Source organism: Rhodococcus sp. AZ1, from assembly GCF_054979605.1.
This window is the reverse complement of record NZ_JBUEQF010000002.1, coordinates 33,472-55,194: the sequence shown is the minus strand read 5'-3', so window position 1 is coordinate 55,194 and position 21,723 is coordinate 33,472. Positions and strand designations below refer to the sequence as shown.

Here is a 21,723-nt window from a genome sequence, read left to right as displayed (position 1 = left end):
ACATGTCACGTTCGACCCTCCCACGCTGGGCTGCTGCAGCGACCGTCTGCGCACTCACCCTCGGGCTCGGCGCCTGCAGTTCCGACTCCACGTCCGGATCCCCCGCCGGCGGCGTCACCATCGTGGCCTCCACGAACGTGTGGGGCAGCGTGGCCTCCGCCGTCGCCGGTGACAAGGCCAAGGTCACCGCCATCATCAACGACCCCTCCGCCGACCCGCACTCGTACGAGACCAGTGCATCCGACGCCGCCACCATCTCCGGCGCATCCCTGGTGGTCTACAACGGCGGCGGATACGACACCTTCTTCACCGACGTCCTCGGCACCGGGACGAACAAGCCCGCCGTCGACGCCTACTCCAAGCTCACCGGTCCCGACGCCGCCACCACCGACGGTGAGAAGCCCAACGAACACGTGTGGTACTCCCCCGCCGTCGCCGTCGCCGTAGCCAAGGACGTCGCCGCCAAGCTCGGTGAACTCGACTCCGCCAACGCCGCCACCTACACCGCCAACGCCGCGGCGTTCGAGACCAAGGTCGCCGCGATCACCGACGTCACCGCCGAGATAGCTCGCAAGTACCCCGCAGCCCCGGTGGCCCAGACCGAACCCATCGCCCACTACCTGCTCGAGGCGGCCGGATCGAGCGATCAGACCCCCGGCGACTTCGAGAAGGCCATCGAGGAGGGCGACGACCCCTCACCCGCGGCCGTCGCCGCCACCCGCGACCTGCTGACCGGGAAGAAGGTCGAGGCGCTGGTGTACAACACCCAGACCCAGGACTCGGTGACCCAGAACATCCGCACCATCGCCGACCAGTCGGGCATCCCCGTGGTCGAGGTCACCGAAACTCTGCCCGCCGGCACGGACTACGTGAGCTGGCAGACCAAGGCCGCCCGCGATCTCGAGGCAGCGCTCGCGAAGTGAGCGGCACCGTCGAACTGCGGGGTGCGTCACTGAGTTTCGGTGACCGCACCCTGTGGTCGGGCCTGGACCTGACGGTCTCGCCCGGTGAGTTCGTAGCCGTGCTCGGACCCAACGGCTCCGGCAAGACCACCCTGCTCAAGGTGCTGCTGGGCCAGCAGGCCCTGAGCTCGGGTACCGCCACCATCGACGGAAAGCCCGTCGGTGGCGGCCAGTCGTCGGTGGGCTACGTACCCCAGCAGAAGGCCATCGACGAGGGCGTCCCGCTGCGCGGCGTCGACTTCGTGGGCCTCGGCCTCGACGGACATCGCTGGGGCGTCGGGTGGCGAAGCCGCCGCACCCGCCGCGCCGCCGTCGACGCCGCAGTGGCCTCGGTGGGTGCGCAGAAGTTCTGCCGAGCACCACTGGGCGTCCTCTCCGGCGGCGAGCAGCAACGCCTGAGGGTGGCGCAGGCGCTGGTCGGCGACCCGGCCGTGCTGCTGTGCGACGAACCACTGCTCAGCCTCGACCTGGCCAACCAGCAGGTGGTCTCGACTCTCATCGACCGTCGGCGGCGCGAGGCGCAGACATCGGTGATCTTCGTGACCCACGAGATCAACCCGATCCTGCCGTTCGTCGACCGCGTCGTGTATCTGGTCGACGGCCAGTTCCGCATCGGAACCCCCGACGAGGTGATGACCTCGGCGGTGCTCTCCGAGCTCTACGACACCGACGTCGACGTGCTCCGCGTCCGCGGGCGTCTGGTGGTCGTGGGCACCGGTGACGCCATGGATGCGCTCGGCACCGCAGGCGGCACCGTGCACCACGCCGAGGACCCGCGGTAGCCATGGACAAGGTTCTCGACGCGCTGAGCAAGGCATTCGACTTCGGCACCACAGCGAACCTGTTGCGCTACGACTTCGTGCAGCAGGCGCTCATCGCGGCTGCCGTGCTCGGGGTGCTGGCCGGCATCCTCGGGCCGCTCATCGTCTCGCGCCAATGGTCCTTCGCCGTGCACGGCTCGAGCGAACTGTCCCTCACCGGCGCCTCCGCGGCCCTGCTCGCAGGCCTGTCCGTCGGTGCCGGCGCGATCGCCGGCTCCGTCGTCGCCGCCATGCTGTTCGCGCTCCTCGGGCGCCGCGCCCGCGAACGCGATTCGGTGATCGGGGTGATCATGAGCTTCGGGCTCGGCCTGTCGGTGCTCTTCCTCTGGGCCTACCCCGGCCGCACCGGAACCAGCTTCTCCCTGCTGGTGGGTCAGATCGTCGGCGTGGGATCGACCGGGATCACGCTGCTGCTCGTCGTGGCGGCGATCGTGATGGTGGTGCTGGCGTTCACCTACCGTCCCCTGCTGTTCGCCTCCACCGACCCCGAGGGCGCACAGGCACGCGGGGTGCCCATGCAACCGCTCGCGGTGGTGTTCGCGATCCTCGTCGGTGTCGCGTGCGCGCTGGGCGTGCAGATCGTCGGGGCGCTGCTGGTGCTCTCGTTGCTGATCACCCCGGCCGCCGCGGCCGCCCGCGTCACCGCGAACCCCGTGACCGCCACCGTCCTGGCCGTGGTGTTCGCCGAGGTGGCGGCCGTCGGAGGCATCCTGCTCTCGCTCGCGCCCGGCGTGCCGGTCTCGACCTTCGTCACCACGATCTCGTTCGTGATCTACCTGGCCTGCAGATTCATCGGACGCCGGGACCGTCGAGCGGCGACCTAGACTTCGGGCCGTGCGCATCGATCTCAACAGCGACCTCGGTGAAGGCTTCGGCGCCTGGAGCCTCGGCGACGACGAGGCGATGATGCCCTTGATCAGCAGCGCGAACATCGCCTGCGGATTCCACGCCGGCGACCCCAGCGGCCTGCTGCGCACCTGCCGCGCGGCGGTGCGGTCGTCGGTGACCATCGGTGCGCAGGTGGGATACCGCGATCTCGCCGGCTTCGGCCGCCGGTTCATCGACATCGAGCCGGACGATCTCACTGCCGACGTGGTCTATCAGATCGGCGCTCTCGACGCCCTTGCACGGGCGGCGGGATCATCGGTGCGATACATCAAACCCCATGGGGCGCTGTACAACACGATCGTGACGAATACTCGGCAGGCACAGGCCGTGGTCGACGCCGTGGTGACCTTCGACCGCACGCTTCCCGTCCTGGGTCTGCCCGGCTCGCAGTTCCTGCACGTGGCCGAGGAGGCCGGTCTGCCGGTCGTGGTCGAGGCCTTCGCCGACCGCGCCTACAACGCCGACGGGTCCCTCCTCGACCGCCGCCGACCCGGCGCCGTGCTCGACCACGCGCCCACGGTGGCGCGCCGAGTTCGGCGGATGGTCGTCGACGGCGTGATCGACGCGGTCGACGGCACCACCATCGCCGTGCGGGCGGACTCGGTGTGTCTGCACGGCGACACCCCCGCTGCCGTGGCGCTGGCGAGGGCCGTGCGCGCGGAACTGGCCGCCGCCTCGGTCGAGGTGCGGTCGTTCGTCCAGTGAGGATCAGGGACGTCGGCGAGCACGCCCTGCTGGTCGACCTCGACGACACCACAGCCGTCGTCGAGCAGTACGCGGGATGGTCCCGCGGGCATCCCGGCATCGCCGACCTCGTACCGGCCGCCCGCACGATCCTGGTCATGCTGATCGACGACGCCGATTGCGCCGAGGTGCGGCGGTGGTTGACCGACACCGGCCCGCGCGCGGTGGGTGTGTCGAATCGGACGGTGGACATCGAGGTGGTCTACGACGGCCCCGACCTCGACCACCTCAGCGACGAGTCGGGGGTCGACATCGTCGGCTACCACACCACAACGCTGTGGACCAGCGCCTTCATCGGCTTCGCCCCCGGATTCGCCTACCTCGTCGGCGGCGGTCGAACCGTCCCACGTCTGCGCGTTCCGCGGGTGAGCGTGCCCGCCGGGTCCGTCGCGCTGGCCGGTGAGTTCACCGGCGTCTACCCCTCGGCGAGTCCGGGTGGCTGGCAGTTGATCGGGCGGACCGACGCCTCGCTGTGGGATCTCGAGCGAGATCCACCGGCACTGTTGACGCCGGGGACACAGGTGCGTTTCCACGCTGTGGGCCCCTGAAGCCTGCCTTGAAACCGTGGGGTTTATCCCAATGCAGTCGGCGCTCGAATTACGCAGGCGCCCGAAATCGGACGCGGGCGGCGCGGTGCGATCCCGACCAACAATGGTCGGGATCGGGGTTTGGCGAACCTGATGAGCGAATCCGACAGGTTGCCACGCGGCGGCGTGATGCCCGATACGCCTGGTGGACACAACGTCGTACGACGCTAGCCGAGGTCGAGCGTTCAGGGCACCAGAATCGAACCACGAGTTGCAACTCGACACCTCGAGACCACAATGGTGGTTCGGATTGTCGCCTCAAAGAAAACTATGATTAGGTTATCGTGCTATCCACCAACTCGAAGTTCACCTATTCGCGAGGTTCGACATGCGCCGGTCCGCCAGTCTCAGCCGCACCCTGATCGTCTGCGCGGCCGCCCCCCTCCTCTACTTCGGCGCAATTCCAGCGCCCGCCCTCGCTGCGGAAGCCGCGCTGTCGTGCCTTCAGACCGGCCTGTGGTGCTCGACGGACTCCACCTCGTTCGCCTCGGTTTCTTCGGACGGGTCGGCACCCTCCCCCTACCCGTGGGCGGACACCTTCGGTGCACCTCGTCTCGGCGCCACCGCGACCAACGCGTCGCGCATCGCCCTAGTCCTGAACACCGGCTCGGTGGCGGGGGCGAGGGCCGACGCGGGATCCACGATCCGCGCGACGGTGGACAACGGCTCCGCTCTCGGGATCACTGCCAACGGTGGCTCGGCCGTGAATGCCGTTGTGCTCGGCGGGTCCTCGGTTTCGGGCACCCTGTTCGAGAAGTCGTCACTGACCATCGTGGCCACGGAGGGTTCCACCTCCACCTTCGCCCCGTCCTTCAGCGGTGTCGCGCGGGTCGCAGTCGTCGGGGGCTCGAGCGTCTCGGGAAGCGTGAGCAACGGCGCCTTCGCCCAGATCCTCTCCGCCGGTGGGTCCACCGTCTTCGTCAGCGGTGACGAGAACTCGGCGATCGACGTCCGCGCCGAGGACAAGTCGCACCTGGACGCCCTCGCCAGCCGGGGGTCGGCGGTGACCGGCACCGCGACGGGTGGCTCGAAGCTCTATGTCCGCGCCGACGGCTCGGTGGTGTCCGCCGCGTCCTCGGGCGGATCCGACCTGAACGTGGTCGCCGAGAACGGATCACGAGTGGGCGCGACGGCCACCGGCGGCGGGCAGGCAACCGTCGCCGCGTCGGGCAACGCAACGTCGTACGTCTCGACCAACGGGCAGGGCGCCACCGCCTCGATCTCGAGCCGCTTCGGCGCGGCTACCGGAGTGGACGTCAACGGCCGCGGGGCTCGTGCCGAGGTGCTCGCCGAAGGCCCGGTGACCAGCACATCGGTCGCCCGCGGCGACGGCTCGGTGGTCCGGAACATCTCCACCCGCGCGCAGACCCCCGCCACGCCGATCGCGACCATTCCCATCGTCACCGCAGTCGCGACGGGCGGTGGCGCCACATCGGTACAGACCGTCAACGGCAACGGCACGAAGGTGACCGCCATCTCCGACGGCAAAGGCAGCCGCGCCGTCGTCAACACCGTGACCGTGGTCGGCAACGTCACCGTCTATGCGACGGCCGGCGGCTACGCGTACGTGATCGAGGGGACCAACGGGCTCGACTTCGGCTGCGAAGGCGGCCGAACTTCGGTCTCGACGGCATCCGGCTCGTGCGTGAGCGACGGCGACACCGCGGTGTACACCTACGCCGACGGCCGGGTCGAGAACAAGACGAAGACCTCCGCGCTCACCGCGGCCGCTCCTGCCAGCCTGGCCGGTCTCGCCGCCGGCACGGCCACTATCGAGAGCACGTCGACCCCGACTCTGCAGGAGGCCGTCGAAACCGGTCCTGTGCCGACCGCGGCCGCGAAGCCGGCACCGACAGCACAATCCGTTCGGGTGGCGTCCACCCCGGCGACAGCCGCATCCACCCCGGCGGCACCGGCGGCGACTCCGGCACCCGCGCGCAAGCCGGCGTCGGCACCCAAGCCGGCACCCCCCGCGACAACCGCCGCCTCGGATACCCGGGCAGCGACTCCCGCGGAGCAGAACGCGCCGAAGTCACCACCGAAGCCGCAGACGCCGGCCGCTCCCACGCCGGAGTCTGCGAAGGCACCGACGGCAGCCAAGCCATCGCCGGCCCCCTCGGCTCCGGAATCCGAACCGGTCACCACGGTCGTCGCCCCCGCCCCGACGGCTCCTGCCGAGACATCGTCGAGCAGCGACACCAAGCCGAAGCCCGACGCTCAGAACCCGGCCGAGGACACCCCGAAAGCCGTGACCGCCAAGACCGACGACGACTGAACTCTCACGCGACGGCGCCCGGCGGTCGGGGTGCGGCGGTGCGATGCACGTGCCCGGTGGGGGTGGTGATGTCGGCAGTGTGGTCGCCGTCGGTCTCGACCACGCGCACCTGCCAGCCCGCGTTCTGCTTCGCACGGTTGTGCAGGCAGCACATCCCCATCGCGTTCGCCTCGCTCGTGAGTCCCCCCTCGACCACCCCGCGCGCATGGTCGATCTCCTCGATCGGGGCGTCGCAGTAGGGGACCCGACATGTCCGATCGCGTGCCATCACGAATTGCCGTAAGCCCTCGGGGAAGATTCTCGATCGCGACTCCATGGCCACCAACGCCCCCGACTCGGGGTGGGTGAACACTCGCCGGAGGGTCGTACCCCACTGCGCCGAGATCGCTCGCGCCGTGTCCGCCGGCACGGGTCCGAAGCCGATCACTTCACCGGCGGCGTCGTCGCCACCGATGAGGCTCGATTCCGAGACCACCAGCGTGACCGCGGCGGGAACACCTGCGACGGGTGCACCGAGCACACGCTCGACCAGTAGGTCGGCCATCGCCTGATCGTGCGTTCGACCATCACCTCGTGTGACCAGCGAGTCGGCACTCTCAGCCAGTGTCGACACCACCGACATCCCGGCAACCAGCGGCACCACCGCCGTGATGCGAACCATCCCGTCCGCCGCCGCGGTCGAGGTGACGCGCCGCTGCTTCGGCGCAGATGCGATGCGCTCGGCCATGGCCTGCGGGTCGACCTCGTAGGAACGGCGCCGGGCCTCGGCCTCGAGGGTGTTGTGTCCCATTCCCTGCAAACGCGTGCGATCACCGCACACAAGCCGATCGACCTCGGCTCTCTGCGCGGCACCGAGATGCGCGGTGGTGCGCATCATGACGACAGCGCGCCGCTCCGACAGCTCGCCGGACGTCAGTGCGGCCATGGTGTTCGGCATATCCTCGAGTGCGCGCGCGAGGTCCAGATGCCCGCGACCGGCTGTCGCCGATTCGCGACGCGCCAGCGCAATCTCTGCGGTCAACCCACGCCCACGCCGCTTCTCGGGAACCCCCATCGCCGTCTCACGCGCGAGCCTCAGCCTCTCGAACTGCTGAGTCTGTCGCGCCTGAGCCGCTGCCGCTCCCGCCTTGATGTCCTCGAGCGCCCGAAGAACATCGACCGCCTCGGATTCCTGCTCCGCGGGCGGCAGTGTGGCCAACAGTGTCATCACCGCCGCCAGCGGATCCTCCACCCCGCCGTGATCCACCCCGCCGTAGTCCATCCCGTCGTCGTCCATCTGGTGCCCCCCATCGACAAAATCGAACTACTGTTCGAATACTATCGACACCCCCCGACACAATCTCCGCCGTCACTCCCGGATAGGGACGACCACCTCGTTACGACGACGCGACGGCACCGTCCACGGAGGGTCGTAGAACCAGGAACTCGGCTCACCGGTCACCTCGACACCGTGCGCGGCCAACACCTCGAGCAACTCCGCAGCCCGGGCGTCGACCGCATCGGGTCCCCGATCGCCACTGAATCGCAGAACCGCGACGGATTCGGCGGGCACCTCGACCAGCTGCACCCGAGCATCCGTGGGTTCGGGCAGGGTGTCCATGGTCCACCGCGACGGCATGAAGAACCGGATCACCCAGCCGTCCTCACCGCCCGAGCGCGAGACCGGCGCGGTCATCGCAATCTTCTGCCCGCCGGACCGTCCCTGCGCCACCGGGGCGGTCATCGCAATGGAGTCCCTACTCCGGTTGCCGCCGAAAATGTAGCCGGCCAGGCGACGGAAACCCTCCGAGCGGGCCGCGTCCTCCGCCCCTTCGACCACGGTCTGGGCCGCGATACGCGGCTCGTACCGGCGAATTTCAACGCCACCGCCGAGCGAGCGAGCCGTGTAGGGCGGCTCCTCGGTGCCGGTTCGAATCCCGACCACGCCGAGCGCTGACTCGACGATCCCACTGGCAACGGACTTCAGAGTCGTCAACACTCCGTCCAGCATACGGATCGGATCGCGCCCGGTCAGGCGCGTCGACGACGGGCAATCTCGGCCAGCACGACGCCCGCGGCGACCGACGCATTGAGCGACTCGACGGGTCCGGCCATCGGGATCGACACGATGTGATCGCACGTCTCGCGCACCAGGCGGGAGAGTCCCTTGCCCTCGGACCCGACCACGACGACCACCGGACCAGTGCCGTCGAACGTATCCAGCGGAGTGTCACCGTCGGCATCGAGACCGATCACGGTCAAGCCCTTGGACTGCCAATCCTTCAGTGTGCGTGTGAGATTGGTGGCGCGGGCGACCGGTAGCCGCGCAGCTGCCCCGGCACTGGTTCGCCAGGCGACTGCCGAGACGCTCGCGCTGCGACGCTGCGGAATCACCACCCCGTGTCCGCCGAACGCCGCGGTCGAGCGAACCACGGCACCGAGGTTGCGCGGGTCGGTGATGTTGTCGAGCGCCACCAGCAGTGGCTGCTCCGCCCGGGTGCGCGCGCCGGCGACCAGATCATCAGGGTGTGCGTACCGGTAGGGCGGAACCTGGAGTGCCACACCCTGATGCATGCCGTTGGCGCTCATCCGGTCGAGGTCGGTGCGCGAGACCTCGAGAATCGAGATGCCGGCGTCGGCGGCCAGGTGAACGCTCTCGGCGAGGCGATCGTCGGACTCGGTGCCCTGCGCGACGTACAGCGCGGTGGCCGGGACACCCGCGCGCAGACACTCGAGAACCGGATTGCGCCCCAGAACGTTCTCGGGTCCGTCATCGCTCTTACGGACGGCACCGCCTCGGCCACGGTTGGGCGCGGCCGCCGCTTTGGCCGCCGCCCGCGCCCGACGCGCCGCTGGATGCTTGGTGCGCTCGGTGGCCGGCGGGGTGGCGCCTCGCCCTGCGAGCCCCTTGGAGCGCTTGCCGCCCGACCCGACGACCTGGCCCTTCTTGGTGCCGGCTTTGCGGACCGCGCCGCGCCGACTGGAATTGCCTGCCATCTATTTCTCCGCTCCGCCGGGTGTCCCCAGGGTCCACTCGGGTCCGTTGGGGGTGTCGGTGACCTCGATCCCCGCGGCGGCGAGGTGGTCTCTGATGCGATCGGCGGTGGGCCAGTCCTTGGCGGACTTGGCAGCTGCGCGCTGGGCGAGAATGTCCTCGACCAGCACGTCGAGTGCTGTCGTTGCAGTCGACGCCGGTGTGGGTGTGGCCCAGTGGGCGTCGAGCGGATCCACTCCGAGAACAGCCATCATCGCCCGGATCGACGACGCCGCCGCCAGCGCCGCGTCGACGTCGTCGGCTGCGAGTGCCCGGTACCCCTCGCGCCGCGCGCCGTGAATCTCGGCGAGCGCCTTGGGAACTGCGAGGTCGTCGTCGAGCGCATCGGCGAAGCCCGCAGTCCAGTTCCCGATGGGCACGTCACCGACGCGGGCGGCCACCTTCGTCAGGAACGCCTCGATGCTCTGATAGGCGGCGGCGGCGTCACCGAGCGCCTCGGCGGAGTACTCGAGCATCGACCGGTAGTGGGCGCTGCCGAGGTAGTACCGAAGTTCTTGCGGCCGAACGAGTTTGAGCATGTTGGGAATGGAGACGACATTGCCGAGGGACTTCGACATCTTCTCCCCGCCCATGGTCACCCACCCGTTGTGCAGCCAGTACCGGGCGAATCCGTCACCTGCCGCACGCGATTGCGCGATCTCGTTCTCGTGGTGAGGGAACACCAGATCCATTCCACCGCAGTGGATATCGAACGATGCACCGAGGTAGGCGCCGGCCATGGCCGAGCATTCCACGTGCCACCCCGGGCGCCCGCGTCCCCATGGTGTGGGCCACGAAGGCTCACCCTCCTTGGCCGCCTTCCACAGGGTGAAGTCGCGTTGGTCGCGCTTTCCGGGCAGGGCGCTCTCGCCCTGGTGCACGTCGTCGAGGCGGTGACCGGAGAGCACCCCGTACTGCGGCCAACTCTGCACGTCGAAGTACACGTCCCCGGCCGCGGCGTAGGCGTGCCCGGAACCGATGAGCCGGTCGATCAATTCGACGATCTGTGTGATGTGGCCGGTTGCGCGCGGCTCGATCGACGGCGGCAGGATGCCGAGGGTGCGGTAGGCGTCGGCGAAGATGCGCTCGTGCGTGGCCGCCCACTCCCACCACGGTCGCCCGGCGGCAGCGGCCTTGGTGAGGATCTTGTCGTCGATATCGGTGACATTGCGAACGAAGGCCACGTCGTATCCACTGGCGGCCAGCCAGCGCCGGAGCACATCGAAGGCAACTCCGCTGCGAATGTGGCCGATGTGCGGTTCACCCTGCACGGTTGCCCCACACAGGTACACCGAGGCGTGTCCGGGGACGAGCGGGACGAAGTCACGCACCGACCTCGTCTCGGTGTCGTGGAAGCGCAGGGTCACAGGCGACGATGCTACCGGGAGGACGCGTGCGTCCCGACCGACGACGGTCGTGGCCCGATCACGGCGAATTCGGCGCAGAGGAACGCGCGGTTGCGACCGAAGTCCACGAGTTCGAGATCGTAGGCCCGGGTGAACAGTGGCCGTCCGGATCCCAACGTCACCGGCGCAATGGAGACGATGATCCGGTCCAACTGGCCTGCCGCGGCGAACTGGGCAGCCAGATCTCCCCCGCCGACCAGCCACACGTCGCGTGTACCGGCGGAGGCGGCTATCGGCGCCCGCGCGTGCGCGACGTCCCCGCTTATGAATCGCACGTCCGCACCGTCGACACCGGGGAGGGGCCGGTGGGTGAACACCCAGGTGGGAATCGTGTACGGCCACGGTTCACCGGTGCGCTCCTGGTGCGCGATCAGCCACCGGAATGTGGTGGCACCCATCACCGCTGCTCCGATGCCGTCCATGAAGTCGCCGTAGTTCATCGGCCCGCGCTGATCGATGTCCTGCACGAACAGCCAGTCGAGGTCGTCGGCGTCGTCGGCGATGAAGCCGTCGAGGCTGGTCGCGGTGTAGAAGCTCACCCTCGTCATGCGCTCGGTCCTGGCGTCACTGTTGCCCCAGCACCAGAGCCGTTGCGACGGCGGCAATTCCTTCACCGCGCCCGGTCAGGCCGAGCCCGTCCGTGGTGGTCGCCGATACCGACACCGGAGCGCCGAGGGCGTCGGAGAGCACCTGCTGGGCCTCGAGACGCCGCGGGCCGATCCGTGGGCGATTGCCGATCACCTGGACTGCCACGTTGCCCACGCGCAGGCCGGCGTCGGCGACGAGTGCGCGCACGTGTTCGACCATTCGCAGGCCGGAGACCCCATCCCACTCGGGCCGACCGGTTCCGAACACGCTGCCCAGATCCCCGAGTCCGGCAGCCGAGAGCACAGCGTCGCACACCGCGTGTGCGCCGACGTCACCGTCGGAGTGACCCGCGCAGCCATCGGCCCCCTCGAAGAGCAGACCGAGGAGCATGCAGGGGCGACCCGGCTCTATCGGGTGAACGTCCGTGCCTATCCCGACCCTCATGAGCCGACTCGCCTGGCCTCGGTGAGCGCGCGGGCGAGCAGCAGATCGTTGGGGGTGGTGATCTTGAAGGCGAGCGGATCGCCGGAGATGGTGTGCACCGCGACGCCGAGACGCTCCACCAGACCGGCGTCGTCGGTGGCGCGGTCGGGCGCGGCGTCGTAAGCGCGCCTGAGCAGGTCCGCGTCGAAACCCTGCGGGGTCTGCACGGCCCTCAGTGTGGCGCGGTCCGGGGTGTCGACCACGATCCCGGTGGCGTCGATCCGCTTGATCGTGTCGGTCACTGGAACGACGGGCACGACGGCAGAGCGGCCCGAGCGCACTTCGGCCACCACCCTCGACACCAGAGCGGCCGGGGTGAATGCACGCGCGGCATCGTGCACGAGGACGATGTCGGCTCCACCGGCGTACGCCAGGCCGGCACGTACCGAATCGGTTCGTTCGGTGCCCCCGGCGACCACGGTGACGTGGTCGGGCAGGGCGTCGGCCGTGGAGTCGACCAACTCCTCGGGGACGATGACGATGACGTGATCGACATCCCCGGACTGGGCGAGACCGTCCAGCGACAACGCCAGCAAACTGCGACCGCCGACTTCGACGAACGCCTTGGGGGTGTTCTCACCGAGGCGTAGACCACGACCGGCTGCGGGAACGAGCGCGACAACGCTCATCTTCGGTGTACGCCGTCCGTCAGGACGCGGCGGCCAGTACCTCGTCGAGAATGGTGTCCGCCTTGGCCTCGTCGGTGCCCTCGGCGAGTGCGAGTTCGCCGACCAGGATCTGGCGCGCCTTGGCCAGCATCCGCTTCTCGCCGGCGGACAACCCGCGGTCCTGCTCACGACGCCACAGGTCGCGAACGACCTCGGCAACCTTGTTCACATCACCCGAGGCCAGCTTCTCGAGGTTGGCCTTGTACCGGCGAGACCAGTTGGTGGGCTCCTCGGTGTGCGGGGCACGGAGCACCTGGAACACCTTGTCGAGACCTTCTTGGCCCACGACGTCGCGAACACCGACGTACTCGGCGTTGTCTGCGGGAACTCGAACGGTGAGATCACCCTGCGCGACCTTGAGGACCAGGTACTCCTTGGCCTCGCCCTTGATGGTGCGAGTCTCGATTGCCTCGATCAACGCCGCCCCGTGATGGGGGTATACGACGGTGTCTCCGACCTTGAAAATCATGTGTTCGGTGCCCCTTTCGATCGTCCTACTTTACCACGGCACCGTCACCCCCGTACACCAACGGTGCAGGTCAGGGGCACAGGTGCGTGCGCGCAGGGGTTGACAGCACGCCTGATACGTGCATGCGGACGTGGTCGCGCTCACGCGATCGGCGTCACAGAACCCTACGGCGAGCCCCACCCCCACCGCCGTCGACGCCACCATTACGCACCCCACCGACACCGATTCCACGCGACCCGCTACGCGTCTTCGATGCGCGGACTACTACTCTGCGTAGATACTGTTTCCGAGTGGACACTGCCTGCGCGGCAGGTGCTGCTTTTCGAGTATCCGGCGCCGGCCGGCACCGCACTGGAGGACGACCGTGATCGTTGCGACCACCCCGACTCGTAGAGTCGCCACTGCCATCGCTCTCGCGGCGGGCGTGGCGCTCAGCCTCACTGCGTGTGGTGCCGGTCAGATCGCCCAGACCGCGAATCAGGTCGCCGCTGTCAACGGCAACGCCACCACAGCCAAGAACATCGCCCTGCGCAACGTGCACGTGCTCTTCCCGACGTCCGAGGAGTTCCGTCTCGGTGCTGGTGGGCGTGCGGAGTTGGCCTTCACCGCGGTCAACATCAGCGAGACCACCCCGGACACCCTGGTCTCCATCGCCACCAGCGCCGCATCGTCGGTCACCCTCGCCGGCGCGGATCTGACCGTCGAGCCGCAGACGGCCATCGCAGCCGGCAGCTCCGCCGACGAGCAGCCCGGCAAGCCTGCGGAGCAGAGCCCGCCGGTCACCGCAGTGCTCGAGGGTCTGACCGACGCGGTGCGCCCCGGCCTCACCGTGCCGGTCACCTTCACCTTCGCCACCGCCGGGCCCCTCACCGTGGACGTTCCCGTCGACGCCAGCGGCGTTCCGCGGGTGCAGAACTCCCAGTCCGGAGCCGAGGCCGAGGGCGAGTAGCCCGACCCGGGCCGGCGGCGAGTAGCCCGACCCGGGCCGGCGGCGAGTAGCCCGACCCGGGCCGGCGGCGAGTAGCCCGACCGCCTGTCGGTGCCAGGCCCTAGGCTGCGGCCGTGGCCAGGACCAAGACGAGTTATCGCTGCTCGGCGTGCAAGCACACCGTTGCGAAGTGGGTTGGGCGGTGCCCGGAGTGCGATACCTGGGGATCGATGGACGAGGTCGCCGAATTGGCACCCGTGGCGTCGAGGCCGGGGTCGAGTGGCCTGCGCAATGGAGTTGGCGCCCTGGTGCCCGCGTCGCCGGCGATGCCCCTCACCTCGGTCAGCAGCACCGCGTCCATTGCCAAGCCCACCGGGATCGGCGAGCTCGATCGCGTGCTGGGCGGTGGTGTGGTGCCCGGCTCGGTTGTGCTCCTGGCAGGTGAGCCGGGCGTCGGCAAGTCCACGCTGCTGCTCGAGGTGGTCCACCGGTGGGCGGCGCGCGGCACGCAGGACAGATCGCTCTACGTCACGGCCGAGGAGTCGGCCGGGCAGGTCAAGCTGCGCGCCGAACGCACGGGCGCGGTGCACGATCAGGTCTATCTGGCCGCCGAGTCGGACCTGGCGACGATCTTCGGTCATGTGGAGCAGGTCCGCCCGACCCTGCTGATCGTCGATTCCGTGCAGACGATGCTGGCCGCCGATGTCGACGGCGTGATGGGCGGGGTCACCCAGGTGCGGGCCGTGGTCTCGGCCCTGACCACGCTCGCCAAGACCACCGGCGTGGCGATCCTGCTGATCGGGCACGTCACCAAGGATGGTGCGGTGGCCGGTCCGCGGTCCCTCGAGCACCTGGTGGACGTGGTTCTGCACTTCGAGGGCGACAAGCACACCACGCTGCGCATGGTCCGCGGAATCAAGAACCGCTTCGGCGCTTCCGACGAGGTGGGGTGTTTCGAGCTCACCGGCGGCGGCATCCGTGAGGTGTCGGACCCGTCGCGGCTGTTCATGCACGCCCATGCCGAGCGCGCGTCCGGCACCGCCGTCACCGTCACGATGGACGGCAAGAGGCCGCTCCCGGCGGAAGTTCAGGCGCTGGTCAGCCCATCACCCGGCGGTATCCCGCGTCGCGCGGTCAGCGGTCTGGACTCCGCGCGCACCGCCATGATCCTGGCGGTGCTGGAGAAACGCGGCGGCATGAAGGCTCACCAGCTCGATATCTACGCCGCCACCGTGGGGGGGTTGAAGATATCCGAGCCCGCCGCGGACCTCGCGTTGCTGCTCGCGCTGGTCTCCGCGGGTCGGGACACCCCGCTGATCCCCGGGTTGGTTGTGCTCGGCGAGGTGGGGCTCGCCGGGGAGATCAGGCCGGTGCCCGGGCTCGAACGCCGCCTCGCCGAGGCCGCACGCCTGGGCTTCACTCGCGCGATCGTTCCCGAGATGCCCGACTCACCGCCGCCCGGCATGCGGCTGCAGAAGGCCGACAACATCGGCCGAGCGTTCGAGCTGGGATTCGACGAATCCTTCGGCACCAAAGTCCGCAGCATTGCCGAGTACCTCGACCGGTAGCCTGGCCACGCGGCGCCGCACACGATGCGCCGCACATGTTCGAAGGAGTGGGTTGTGGACGAGCTGGCGCCGCCGTCGATCCTGCGCGAGACCATTGCGCGGCTCGCGCCGGGAACAGCGCTGCGTGACGGACTCGAGCGCATCCTGCGAGGACGCACCGGCGGGCTGATCGTGCTGGGCCATGACGACGACGTCGAGAAGATCTGCGACGGCGGGTTCGTCCTGGACGTCGAGTTCGCCCCCACCCGGCTGCGCGAGCTGTCGAAGATGGACGGCGCCGTGGTGCTGTCCACGGACGGCTCACGCATCGTGCGAGCGAACGTGCAGTTGGTCGCGGACCCCACCATTCCCACCGTCGAGTCGGGCACCCGCCATCGCGCGGCCGAGCGCACGGCCATCCAGACCGGATTCCCGGTGGTGTCGGTGAGCCAGTCGATGAGCATCGTGAGTGTGTACGTCGGCGGGACTCGTCACGTCATCGAGGGCTCGGGCACCATCCTCTCGCGCGCCAATCAGGCGGTGGCCACGCTCGAGCGGTACAAGGCCCGTCTGGATCAGGTGATGCGTCAGCTCTCGGTGGTCGAGATCGAGGATTTCGTGACCCTGCGCGACGCCACCACCGTGGTGCAGCGGCTCGAGATGGTGCGTCGTGTGTCCATCGAGATCGATCAGAACGTGCTCGAACTGGGCACGGACGGAAGACAATTGGCGCTGCAACTCGAGGAGTTGGTCGGTGACACCAACGACGATCGCCAGCTGGTGGTGCGCGACTATCTCAACAGCACGGAGCCGCCCGATTCCGGCGATGTCGAGCGCACTCTCGAGCTTCTCGACAGCCTCACCGACACCGATCTGCTGGATCTGACGGTCATCGCCCGCGCCCTCGGGCACCCGTCGACCATCGAGGGCCTCGACACCCCGATGAGTCCGCGCGGGTACCGCGTTCTGGCGCGGGTACCGCGGTTGCAGCTGGGGCAGGTTCAGAAGCTGGTCGTCTCGTTCGGCACACTGCAGGCGCTGCTGGCCGCGACGGCGGCGGACCTGCAGTCCGTGGACGGGATCGGCGGTCTGTGGGCCCGCCACGTTCGCGAAAGTCTCTCGCGGATGGCCGAATCCAGTATCCCGGGCCCGTTCGACTGACCACGCGGGAGCGATCAGGACAGGTTGAAGGTTTCCGGTGCGCTGCGGATCTCGCCGAGTTGGCCGATCACCGAGTAGCCACCGGCCGTCACCGGGGTGCGCGGCGCCGTGCAGCCGGGCTCGGATGTGGTTCCCGACCACTTGACAGCGAACGTGGCTTGCTGGCCGGCCGCGAGCGAGCGGACATCGGGTGATGCGGCGGGGAAGCAGTCGATGTTGGACCAGAGACGTCGGTTGTCAAGGGTGAACACCAGAACCTGCTGCATCCCCGAGCCGAGGTCACGAGAGCACTGCGCCGAGGAGATGTTGGTGATCACCACGGTGAAGGTGGGTTCGACGCCCGGCGCGTACGTCGGTTGGTCCGACGAGACCTTCACTGCCAGCGACTGATCCGAGCACTGTCCCGGCGGAACGGCCGCGGGCGCAGCGCCCGGGGCCGGTGCAGCGCCCGAGGCGGGCGCGGATCCGGAGGCCGCGGCACCGGAACCGCCCGAGCTGTCGGCGGATCCGGCGGCGCCCGACCCGCCACCCGATCCCCCGCCGGTCCCCGAGCCCCCGGCTGACGGGGTGGGTGTTGTGGGCGTCGGGAAGGGGTTGGCCAGTGCGGTGGTCGCGGCTGCAGGAGACGACGGGCTGTCGGACCCACCGGTCAGCGACACCACCGCGACCACGATGATCACCACGAGGGCGACGACACCGCCTGCCGCGAGCGCACGCCGCCGCCAGTAGATCTCCGGCGGCAGTGGTCCCTGTGGCTCGAGCACGGTTCAACCGTAGGTCGGGCGCGGGCGGCCCGGGTGGACGTAGGGCGGCGTGTCGCCGGCCTTCCCCCTAGTGCGGCTGGTCCGCGGAGCCGGCACTGGTGGTCAGCAGGTCGCCCGCCTCCGTGCGGTCGGTCACCACCTCGTCGATGGGACCCACGTCGCCGAGAGCGCCCTGGAACTCCACCTCGCCGTCGGCGAGCTTGTAGGTCAGTCCCACGATCGCCAGCTTGCCGTCCTTGATGCGGCGATCGATGATGGTCGACCGCTCGGCCAGCAGCCTGCCGGTCTCGAGCACGTGTCGAGCTTCGATGTCGTCGACCTTGCGGTAGCCGAGCCGGTGCGCGTTGAGCACCGACGGGGTGACGCGCTCGACGATGTCGCGGATGAAGCCGCCCGGTACGGCACCGTTGTCGATCGCGTCGATGGTGGCCTTCACGGCGCCGCAGCTGTCGTGGCCGAGGATCACGATGAGCGGCACGTTGAGCACCTCGACGCTGAACTCGATCGACCCGAGGACGGACGAGTCGACCACCTGCCCGGCCGTGCGCACCACGAACATGTCGCCGAGACCCTGATCGAAGATGATCTCGGCGGCCACGCGCGAATCCGAGCAGCCGAAGAGGGTCACGTGCGGATGTTGACCCGCAACCAGTGCGGTTCGGTGATCGACACCCTGGCTCGGATGGTTGGGGCGCCCCTCGACGAAGCGGCGGTTGCCCTCACGCATCACTGCCCAGGCCTCGGCCGGGGTGGACGGTTTCGTGTACTCGAATTCGGACATGTCCGTCATTAAACCCCGGGCGACGACGGGTGTGCGAGGCGTCACCACCGCGCGCGGGTGAGCGTCAGGATTGGGGGCGGGTACGTCAGGAACGCGTCAAGATCGGTGCCGGGCACTGGTGTCCGGTCGACGATCGCACTCATGAACAGATCCGAGCCGCTCACCCACGCGCGATCACGTCACAAGTTGACGGTCACGACGGGTCTGGCGGGTCTCTCGCTCGATGCGATGGCGTCGGTTGCCTACGGACCCGAGGCCATCGTGCTGGTTCTGGCTGTGGCGGGCGGTGCGGGTCTCGGGTTCACCGTGCCGGTGACCTTGTCGATCGCGGCTCTTCTGGCGGTGCTGGTGGCGTCGTACCGGCAGGTGATCGCCGCGTACCCCAACGGCGGCGGTGCGTACGCGGTGGCTTCTCGTCGGCTCGGCAAGCGCCCGGCGCTGGTGGCGGCCGCGTCGCTGATCATCGACTACACCCTCAATGTCGCGGTCTCCATCGCCGCGGGCGTCGCTGCGCTCACGTCGGCGTTCCCGGAGCTCCTGCCGTACACGGTGTGGATTGCACTGGCCATCCTGGTGGGGATCACGGCACTGAACCTGCGCGGTATCGCGAACTCGGCGCGCGCGTTCATGCTGCCCACCGCCGTGTTCGTCGGCAGCATCCTCACCGTGGTGGTGGTGGGGTTGCTGCGCACCGACCCGGCCAGTTCGGTGCGCAGCGCCGAGGCGGTGGCCACCAATGCCGGGACCATCGGAATTCTGTTGCTGCTCAAAGCATTCTCGAGCGGGTGCGCGGCACTGACCGGGGTCGAGGCCATCGCCAACGCCGTACCCAGCTTCCGCTCCCCGGCGGTGCGCAACGCCCAGCGCACCCTGGTGGCGCTCGGGATGCTGCTGTCGGCGATGCTCATCGGTCTGGCGGTGCTGATCGAGAAGTTCGGCATTCGCCCGGTGGACGGCACCACGGTGCTCTCCCAGGTCACCGAAGCCTCGCTCGGGTCGGGCATCGCCTACTACGTGGTGCAGTTCTCCACGGTGATACTCCTTGCGCTGGCGGCGAACACCTCGTTCGGTGGCCTGCCGGTCCTGATGCGCGTGCTGGCCGACGACAATGCCCTGCCACACCGCCTGGGCCGTCAGAACAGCCGCGAGGTCTACGTGTCCGGCGTGATGACTCTGGCCGTGATCGCTGGAGTGGTCCTGGCCGTGTCCCGCGCGAACACCAACACGCTCGTACCGCTGTTCGCCATCGGCGTCTTCATCGGGTTCACGCTCGCGCAGGCCGGGATGGTCAAGCACTGGTTGGACGAGCGCACCGCCGGATGGCGTTGGCGCGCTTGGCTCAACGGCGTCGGCGCCGTGTTCACGCTCGTCGCGTTGGTGGTCACCACGGTCATGAAGTTCACCGAGGGCGCGTGGCTGATCGTGCTCGCCGTCCCCGCACTGGTGCTGCTGATGCAGGCAGTGCAGTCCGCGTACGCCCATATCGACAGTCGGCTCGCCGCCGACGCCCGAACAGAACGGCAGCCTCGCATGATCGGTCAGCACACCTCCGTTTTCGTCGCGGTCTCGGAGTTCACTCGCCTCACCGATGTCGCGCTGTCCACGGCGACGGCGTTCAGCGACCACATCACGGCGGTGCACGTGTGCCGGCCCGGCGAGAGGGCCGGTGATTTCGCCCGAACCTGGTCCGAGCGCTACCCGGGCGTGGGTCTGGTGCTGCTCGAGGACACCGAGCACTCGGTGGGCCGCTCGATCGCCCGCTACATTCGCGTGTACCTGGCCAAGGAGACGGTGATGGTGGTTGTGGCGACCGTGGATCCGAGCACCGCGTGGCACCGCTTCCTGCCCACCCAGCGCCGCCACGAGATCGCCGACGAGCTCCGGGAACACAGCCACGCCGCGGTGTGCCAGGTTCCGGTGCGCATCGACTCCGCGCCGTCGCGGGTGTGAGGGCGGCGTCGGTAACCTGACGCCTATGCCGATCGACGTCGACGCTCTGGTGTCGTGGTTCGCCGACGAGGCCCGCGACCTTCCGTGGCGGGAGCCCGGCGTCAGCGGGTGGCAGATCCTGATGAGCGAGATCATGCTGCAGCAGACCCCGGTGGCCAGGGTGGCGCCGATCTGGGTGGACTGGGTGCAGCGGTGGCCGGTGCCCTCGGCGATGGCCGCCTCGAGTCCGGCGGACGTTCTGCGGGCGTGGGGCAAGCTCGGCTACCCCCGGCGCGCGCTGCGACTGCACGAGTGCGCGGGTGTGTTGGCCGCCGAGCACGGCGACGTGGTGCCCGACGACGTGGACACCCTCCTCACCCTCCCGGGCATCGGGCACTACACCGCCCGCGCCGTGGCGTGCTTCGCCTACGGCCGGCGTGTTCCGGTGGTGGACACCAATGTTCGACGGGTGATCGCGCGCAGCGTGCACGGCCTGGCCGAGCCGGCCAATCCCTCCACCACGCGCGATCTCGCCGACGCCGAGGCGCTGCTCCCGACCGATGTTGCCCGCGCCACCACCGTGAGCGCAGCGCTGATGGAACTCGGTGCGCTGATCTGCACCGCACGCACCCCGCAGTGCGGGCGGTGCCCGGTGATCGAGAGCTGTTCCTGGGTGGCAGCGGGGCGCCCGGCGCACGAGGGGCCGGTGCGCACGGCGCAGAAGTTCGCCGGTACCGATCGCCAGGTGCGCGGCAAGCTCATGGACGTGCTGCGCGGGGCGCCCGGCCCGGTGGCGAAGTCGGCGCTGGATCTGGTGTGGCTCACCGATCCCGGTCAGCGCGAACGGGCGCTCGATTCACTGCTCGGCGACGGGTTGGTCGAGCAGACACCCGACGGCCTCTTCGCCCTCGCCGGTGAGGGCTGAGGAACCGTTCGCGGAGATGTCAGCCCTACGCAGAAAGTGCGCCACCACCGCCCGGTAGGCCTCGGGCTGCTCGTCGTGCACCAGGTGCCCGGCGCCCGGCACCCGCACGTACAGCGAATCGCTGTGGCGCGCTGCCATGTCCGTCATCTGGCCGGGTGGGGTGATGGTGTGCTCGGCCTCGATGAGCAGGCTCGGGCACCGCACCGAGTCCCACTGCTCCCAGAAGTGCCGCCTGCCCCACTCGTCGGAGATCGCCCGGAAGGTCTCGGGGTCCCCGTGCAGCCGATACCCGTCCCCTGTGCGCTCGAAGGAATCCAGGAAGTATTGTCCCGCAACATCTCCGAAGTACTCCACCACCGCAGCCTCGGAGGGGAACGGTTGCGGCCAGGCGGCGATGAGTGCCGCCCACCCGTCGGCGGTGCGGCCGCGGAAATCCGGTGCCATGTCCTCCACCACCAGCGCGGTCACCCTATCCGGATACGTTGCAGCGTAACCCCATCCGTGCAGTGCGCCCATCGAGTGCCCGATCACCACGGCGGGGTCGATGCCGTCGAGCAGGCTCGCCAGGTCGGCCACGAACGCCTCGGCGGTCAGTTCGGTGGGCGCCGGGCGACCGTGGCCCGCCACGTCCACCGTCAGCACCCGCCCGAACTCGCGTAGCCACGGCACCTGCCGCCGCCAGGTGTGCCCGCGTCCCATCAACCCGTGCACCAGCACGATGGGCGGGCCGTCGCCGCCGTGGTCGGTCACCATCACCTCAGGGTAGGCGCGCGTATTCTGGGAC

22 protein-coding genes are annotated in these 21,723 nt (G+C 69.2%); 11 read left to right on the top strand and 11 right to left on the bottom strand.

The features are described 5' to 3' along the window. Positions 1-2 precede the first annotated feature (2 nt). From ACY48E_RS02760 to ACY48E_RS02735, 6 genes are all read left to right on the top strand, one after another. Positions 3-923, top strand: coding sequence for a metal ABC transporter solute-binding protein, Zn/Mn family (locus ACY48E_RS02760; RefSeq protein ID WP_462870565.1), 921 nt, complete (start codon positions 3-5; stop codon positions 921-923). After that, complete coding sequence (locus ACY48E_RS02755) at positions 875-1,744, top strand: metal ABC transporter ATP-binding protein (RefSeq protein ID WP_462870889.1); 870 nt, start codon at positions 875-877, stop codon at positions 1,742-1,744. The genes ACY48E_RS02760 and ACY48E_RS02755 overlap by 49 nt, the downstream gene beginning before the upstream one ends. A 2-nt stretch (positions 1,745-1,746) precedes the next feature. Next, on the top strand, positions 1,747-2,607 hold the full coding sequence (locus ACY48E_RS02750; RefSeq protein ID WP_462870564.1) for a metal ABC transporter permease: 861 nt from the start codon (positions 1,747-1,749) through the stop codon (positions 2,605-2,607). A gap of 10 nt (positions 2,608-2,617) precedes the next feature. Continuing rightward, on the top strand, positions 2,618-3,376 hold the full coding sequence (locus ACY48E_RS02745) for a LamB/YcsF family protein (protein ID WP_462870563.1): 759 nt from the start codon (positions 2,618-2,620) through the stop codon (positions 3,374-3,376). Next, on the top strand, positions 3,373-3,963 hold the full coding sequence (locus tag ACY48E_RS02740; protein ID WP_462870562.1) for a 5-oxoprolinase subunit B family protein: 591 nt from the start codon (positions 3,373-3,375) through the stop codon (positions 3,961-3,963). The genes ACY48E_RS02745 and ACY48E_RS02740 overlap by 4 nt, the downstream gene beginning before the upstream one ends. 367 nt (positions 3,964-4,330) lie before the next feature. Further along, entirely contained in the window at positions 4,331-6,277 is a 1,947-nt protein-coding gene (locus tag ACY48E_RS02735) for an autotransporter outer membrane beta-barrel domain-containing protein (RefSeq protein WP_462870561.1), read from the top strand. A 4-nt stretch (positions 6,278-6,281) separates the two neighbouring features. On the opposite strand, the gene ACY48E_RS02730 is transcribed toward ACY48E_RS02735, so the two are convergent. The 8 genes from ACY48E_RS02730 to carD all read right to left on the bottom strand — a co-directional run bounded on the left by ACY48E_RS02730 (position 6,282) and on the right by carD (position 12,904). Beyond that, positions 6,282-7,553 carry a 13E12 repeat family protein gene (locus ACY48E_RS02730; RefSeq protein ID WP_462870560.1) on the bottom strand — a complete coding sequence of 424 codons (1,272 nt, stop codon included), beginning with the start codon at positions 7,551-7,553 and terminating at the stop codon, positions 6,282-6,284. 72 nt (positions 7,554-7,625) lie between these two features. Beyond that, entirely contained in the window at positions 7,626-8,255 is a 630-nt protein-coding gene (locus tag ACY48E_RS02725; RefSeq protein WP_462870559.1) for an SOUL family heme-binding protein, read from the bottom strand. Between the two features lie 32 nt (positions 8,256-8,287). After that, positions 8,288-9,253, bottom strand: coding sequence for a 23S rRNA (guanosine(2251)-2'-O)-methyltransferase RlmB (gene rlmB / locus ACY48E_RS02720; RefSeq protein WP_462870558.1), 966 nt, complete (start codon positions 9,251-9,253; stop codon positions 8,288-8,290). After that, positions 9,254-10,657, bottom strand: a complete 1,404-nt coding sequence (gene cysS, locus ACY48E_RS02715; protein ID WP_462870557.1) for a cysteine--tRNA ligase — start codon at positions 10,655-10,657, stop codon at positions 9,254-9,256. 11 nt (positions 10,658-10,668) lie between these two features. Next, positions 10,669-11,244 carry a dihydrofolate reductase family protein gene (locus ACY48E_RS02710; RefSeq protein ID WP_462870556.1) on the bottom strand — a complete coding sequence of 192 codons (576 nt, stop codon included), beginning with the start codon at positions 11,242-11,244 and terminating at the stop codon, positions 10,669-10,671. Positions 11,245-11,260: 16 nt separating this feature from the next. Then, positions 11,261-11,728, bottom strand: coding sequence for a 2-C-methyl-D-erythritol 2,4-cyclodiphosphate synthase (ispF, locus tag ACY48E_RS02705; protein WP_462870555.1), 468 nt, complete (start codon positions 11,726-11,728; stop codon positions 11,261-11,263). Continuing rightward, on the bottom strand, positions 11,725-12,396 hold the full coding sequence (gene ispD / locus ACY48E_RS02700) for a 2-C-methyl-D-erythritol 4-phosphate cytidylyltransferase (protein ID WP_462870554.1): 672 nt from the start codon (positions 12,394-12,396) through the stop codon (positions 11,725-11,727). The genes ispF and ispD overlap by 4 nt, the downstream gene beginning before the upstream one ends. Before the next feature lie 19 nt (positions 12,397-12,415). Further along, complete coding sequence (carD, locus tag ACY48E_RS02695; RefSeq protein ID WP_462870553.1) at positions 12,416-12,904, bottom strand: RNA polymerase-binding transcription factor CarD; 489 nt, start codon at positions 12,902-12,904, stop codon at positions 12,416-12,418. Between the two features lie 364 nt (positions 12,905-13,268). On the opposite strand from carD, the gene ACY48E_RS02690 reads away from it, so the two are divergent. From ACY48E_RS02690 to disA, 3 genes are all read left to right on the top strand, one after another. Continuing rightward, positions 13,269-13,853: a copper chaperone PCu(A)C gene (locus ACY48E_RS02690; protein WP_462870552.1), complete on the top strand. Its 585-nt coding sequence runs from the start codon at positions 13,269-13,271 to the stop codon at positions 13,851-13,853. Between the two features lie 113 nt (positions 13,854-13,966). Next, a complete protein-coding gene (gene radA, locus ACY48E_RS02685; RefSeq protein ID WP_462870551.1) occupies positions 13,967-15,400 on the top strand; it encodes a DNA repair protein RadA in 1,434 nt (477 codons plus the stop codon). A 54-nt stretch (positions 15,401-15,454) separates the two neighbouring features. Further along, positions 15,455-16,540, top strand: coding sequence for a DNA integrity scanning diadenylate cyclase DisA (gene disA / locus ACY48E_RS02680; RefSeq protein WP_462870550.1), 1,086 nt, complete (start codon positions 15,455-15,457; stop codon positions 16,538-16,540). 14 nt (positions 16,541-16,554) lie between these two features. Here the strand turns inward: disA and ACY48E_RS02675 are convergent, their stop codons facing one another. After that, positions 16,555-17,304: a hypothetical protein gene (locus ACY48E_RS02675; protein ID WP_462870549.1), complete on the bottom strand. Its 750-nt coding sequence runs from the start codon at positions 17,302-17,304 to the stop codon at positions 16,555-16,557. A gap of 67 nt (positions 17,305-17,371) precedes the next feature. Continuing rightward, positions 17,372-18,085 carry a carbonic anhydrase gene (locus ACY48E_RS02670; RefSeq protein WP_462870548.1) on the bottom strand — a complete coding sequence of 238 codons (714 nt, stop codon included), beginning with the start codon at positions 18,083-18,085 and terminating at the stop codon, positions 17,372-17,374. Between the two features lie 141 nt (positions 18,086-18,226). Between ACY48E_RS02670 and ACY48E_RS02665 the strand changes: the two genes are divergently transcribed. After that, entirely contained in the window at positions 18,227-20,035 is a 1,809-nt protein-coding gene (locus tag ACY48E_RS02665; protein WP_462870546.1) for an APC family permease, read from the top strand. A 25-nt stretch (positions 20,036-20,060) separates the two neighbouring features. Then, a complete protein-coding gene (locus ACY48E_RS02660) occupies positions 20,061-20,939 on the top strand; it encodes an HhH-GPD family protein (protein ID WP_462870544.1) in 879 nt (292 codons plus the stop codon). On the opposite strand, the gene ACY48E_RS02655 is transcribed toward ACY48E_RS02660, so the two are convergent. Continuing rightward, positions 20,871-21,692 (bottom strand): alpha/beta fold hydrolase, encoded by an 822-nt coding sequence (locus ACY48E_RS02655; RefSeq protein WP_462870542.1) that lies wholly within the window; start codon positions 21,690-21,692, stop codon positions 20,871-20,873. The two genes, ACY48E_RS02660 and ACY48E_RS02655, sit on opposite strands and share 69 nt — an antisense overlap. Between the last annotated feature and the right edge of the window lie 31 nt (positions 21,693-21,723).

Bases quoted from the DNA above. Each gene is read 5' to 3' on its own strand.
- ACY48E_RS02760 (WP_462870565.1), top strand. From the start codon at position 3: ATGTCACGTTCGACCCTCCCACGCTGGGCTGCTGCAGCGACCGTCTGC.
- ACY48E_RS02750 (WP_462870564.1), top strand. From the start codon at position 1,747: ATGGACAAGGTTCTCGACGCGCTGAGCAAGGCATTCGACTTCGGCACC.
- ACY48E_RS02735 (WP_462870561.1), top strand. From the start codon at position 4,331: ATGCGCCGGTCCGCCAGTCTCAGCCGCACCCTGATCGTCTGCGCGGCC.
- ACY48E_RS02730 (WP_462870560.1), bottom strand. From the start codon at position 7,553: ATGGACGACGACGGGATGGACTACGGCGGGGTGGATCACGGCGGGGTG.
- rlmB (WP_462870558.1), bottom strand. From the start codon at position 9,253: ATGGCAGGCAATTCCAGTCGGCGCGGCGCGGTCCGCAAAGCCGGCACC.
- ACY48E_RS02710 (WP_462870556.1), bottom strand. From the start codon at position 11,244: ATGACGAGGGTGAGCTTCTACACCGCGACCAGCCTCGACGGCTTCATC.
- ispF (WP_462870555.1), bottom strand. From the start codon at position 11,728: ATGAGGGTCGGGATAGGCACGGACGTTCACCCGATAGAGCCGGGTCGC.
- ispD (WP_462870554.1), bottom strand. From the start codon at position 12,396: ATGAGCGTTGTCGCGCTCGTTCCCGCAGCCGGTCGTGGTCTACGCCTC.
- carD (WP_462870553.1), bottom strand. From the start codon at position 12,904: ATGATTTTCAAGGTCGGAGACACCGTCGTATACCCCCATCACGGGGCG.
- ACY48E_RS02670 (WP_462870548.1), bottom strand. From the start codon at position 18,085: ATGTCCGAATTCGAGTACACGAAACCGTCCACCCCGGCCGAGGCCTGG.
- ACY48E_RS02665 (WP_462870546.1), top strand. From the start codon at position 18,227: ATGAACAGATCCGAGCCGCTCACCCACGCGCGATCACGTCACAAGTTG.
- ACY48E_RS02660 (WP_462870544.1), top strand. From the start codon at position 20,061: ATGCCGATCGACGTCGACGCTCTGGTGTCGTGGTTCGCCGACGAGGCC.
- ACY48E_RS02655 (WP_462870542.1), bottom strand. From the start codon at position 21,692: ATGGTGACCGACCACGGCGGCGACGGCCCGCCCATCGTGCTGGTGCAC.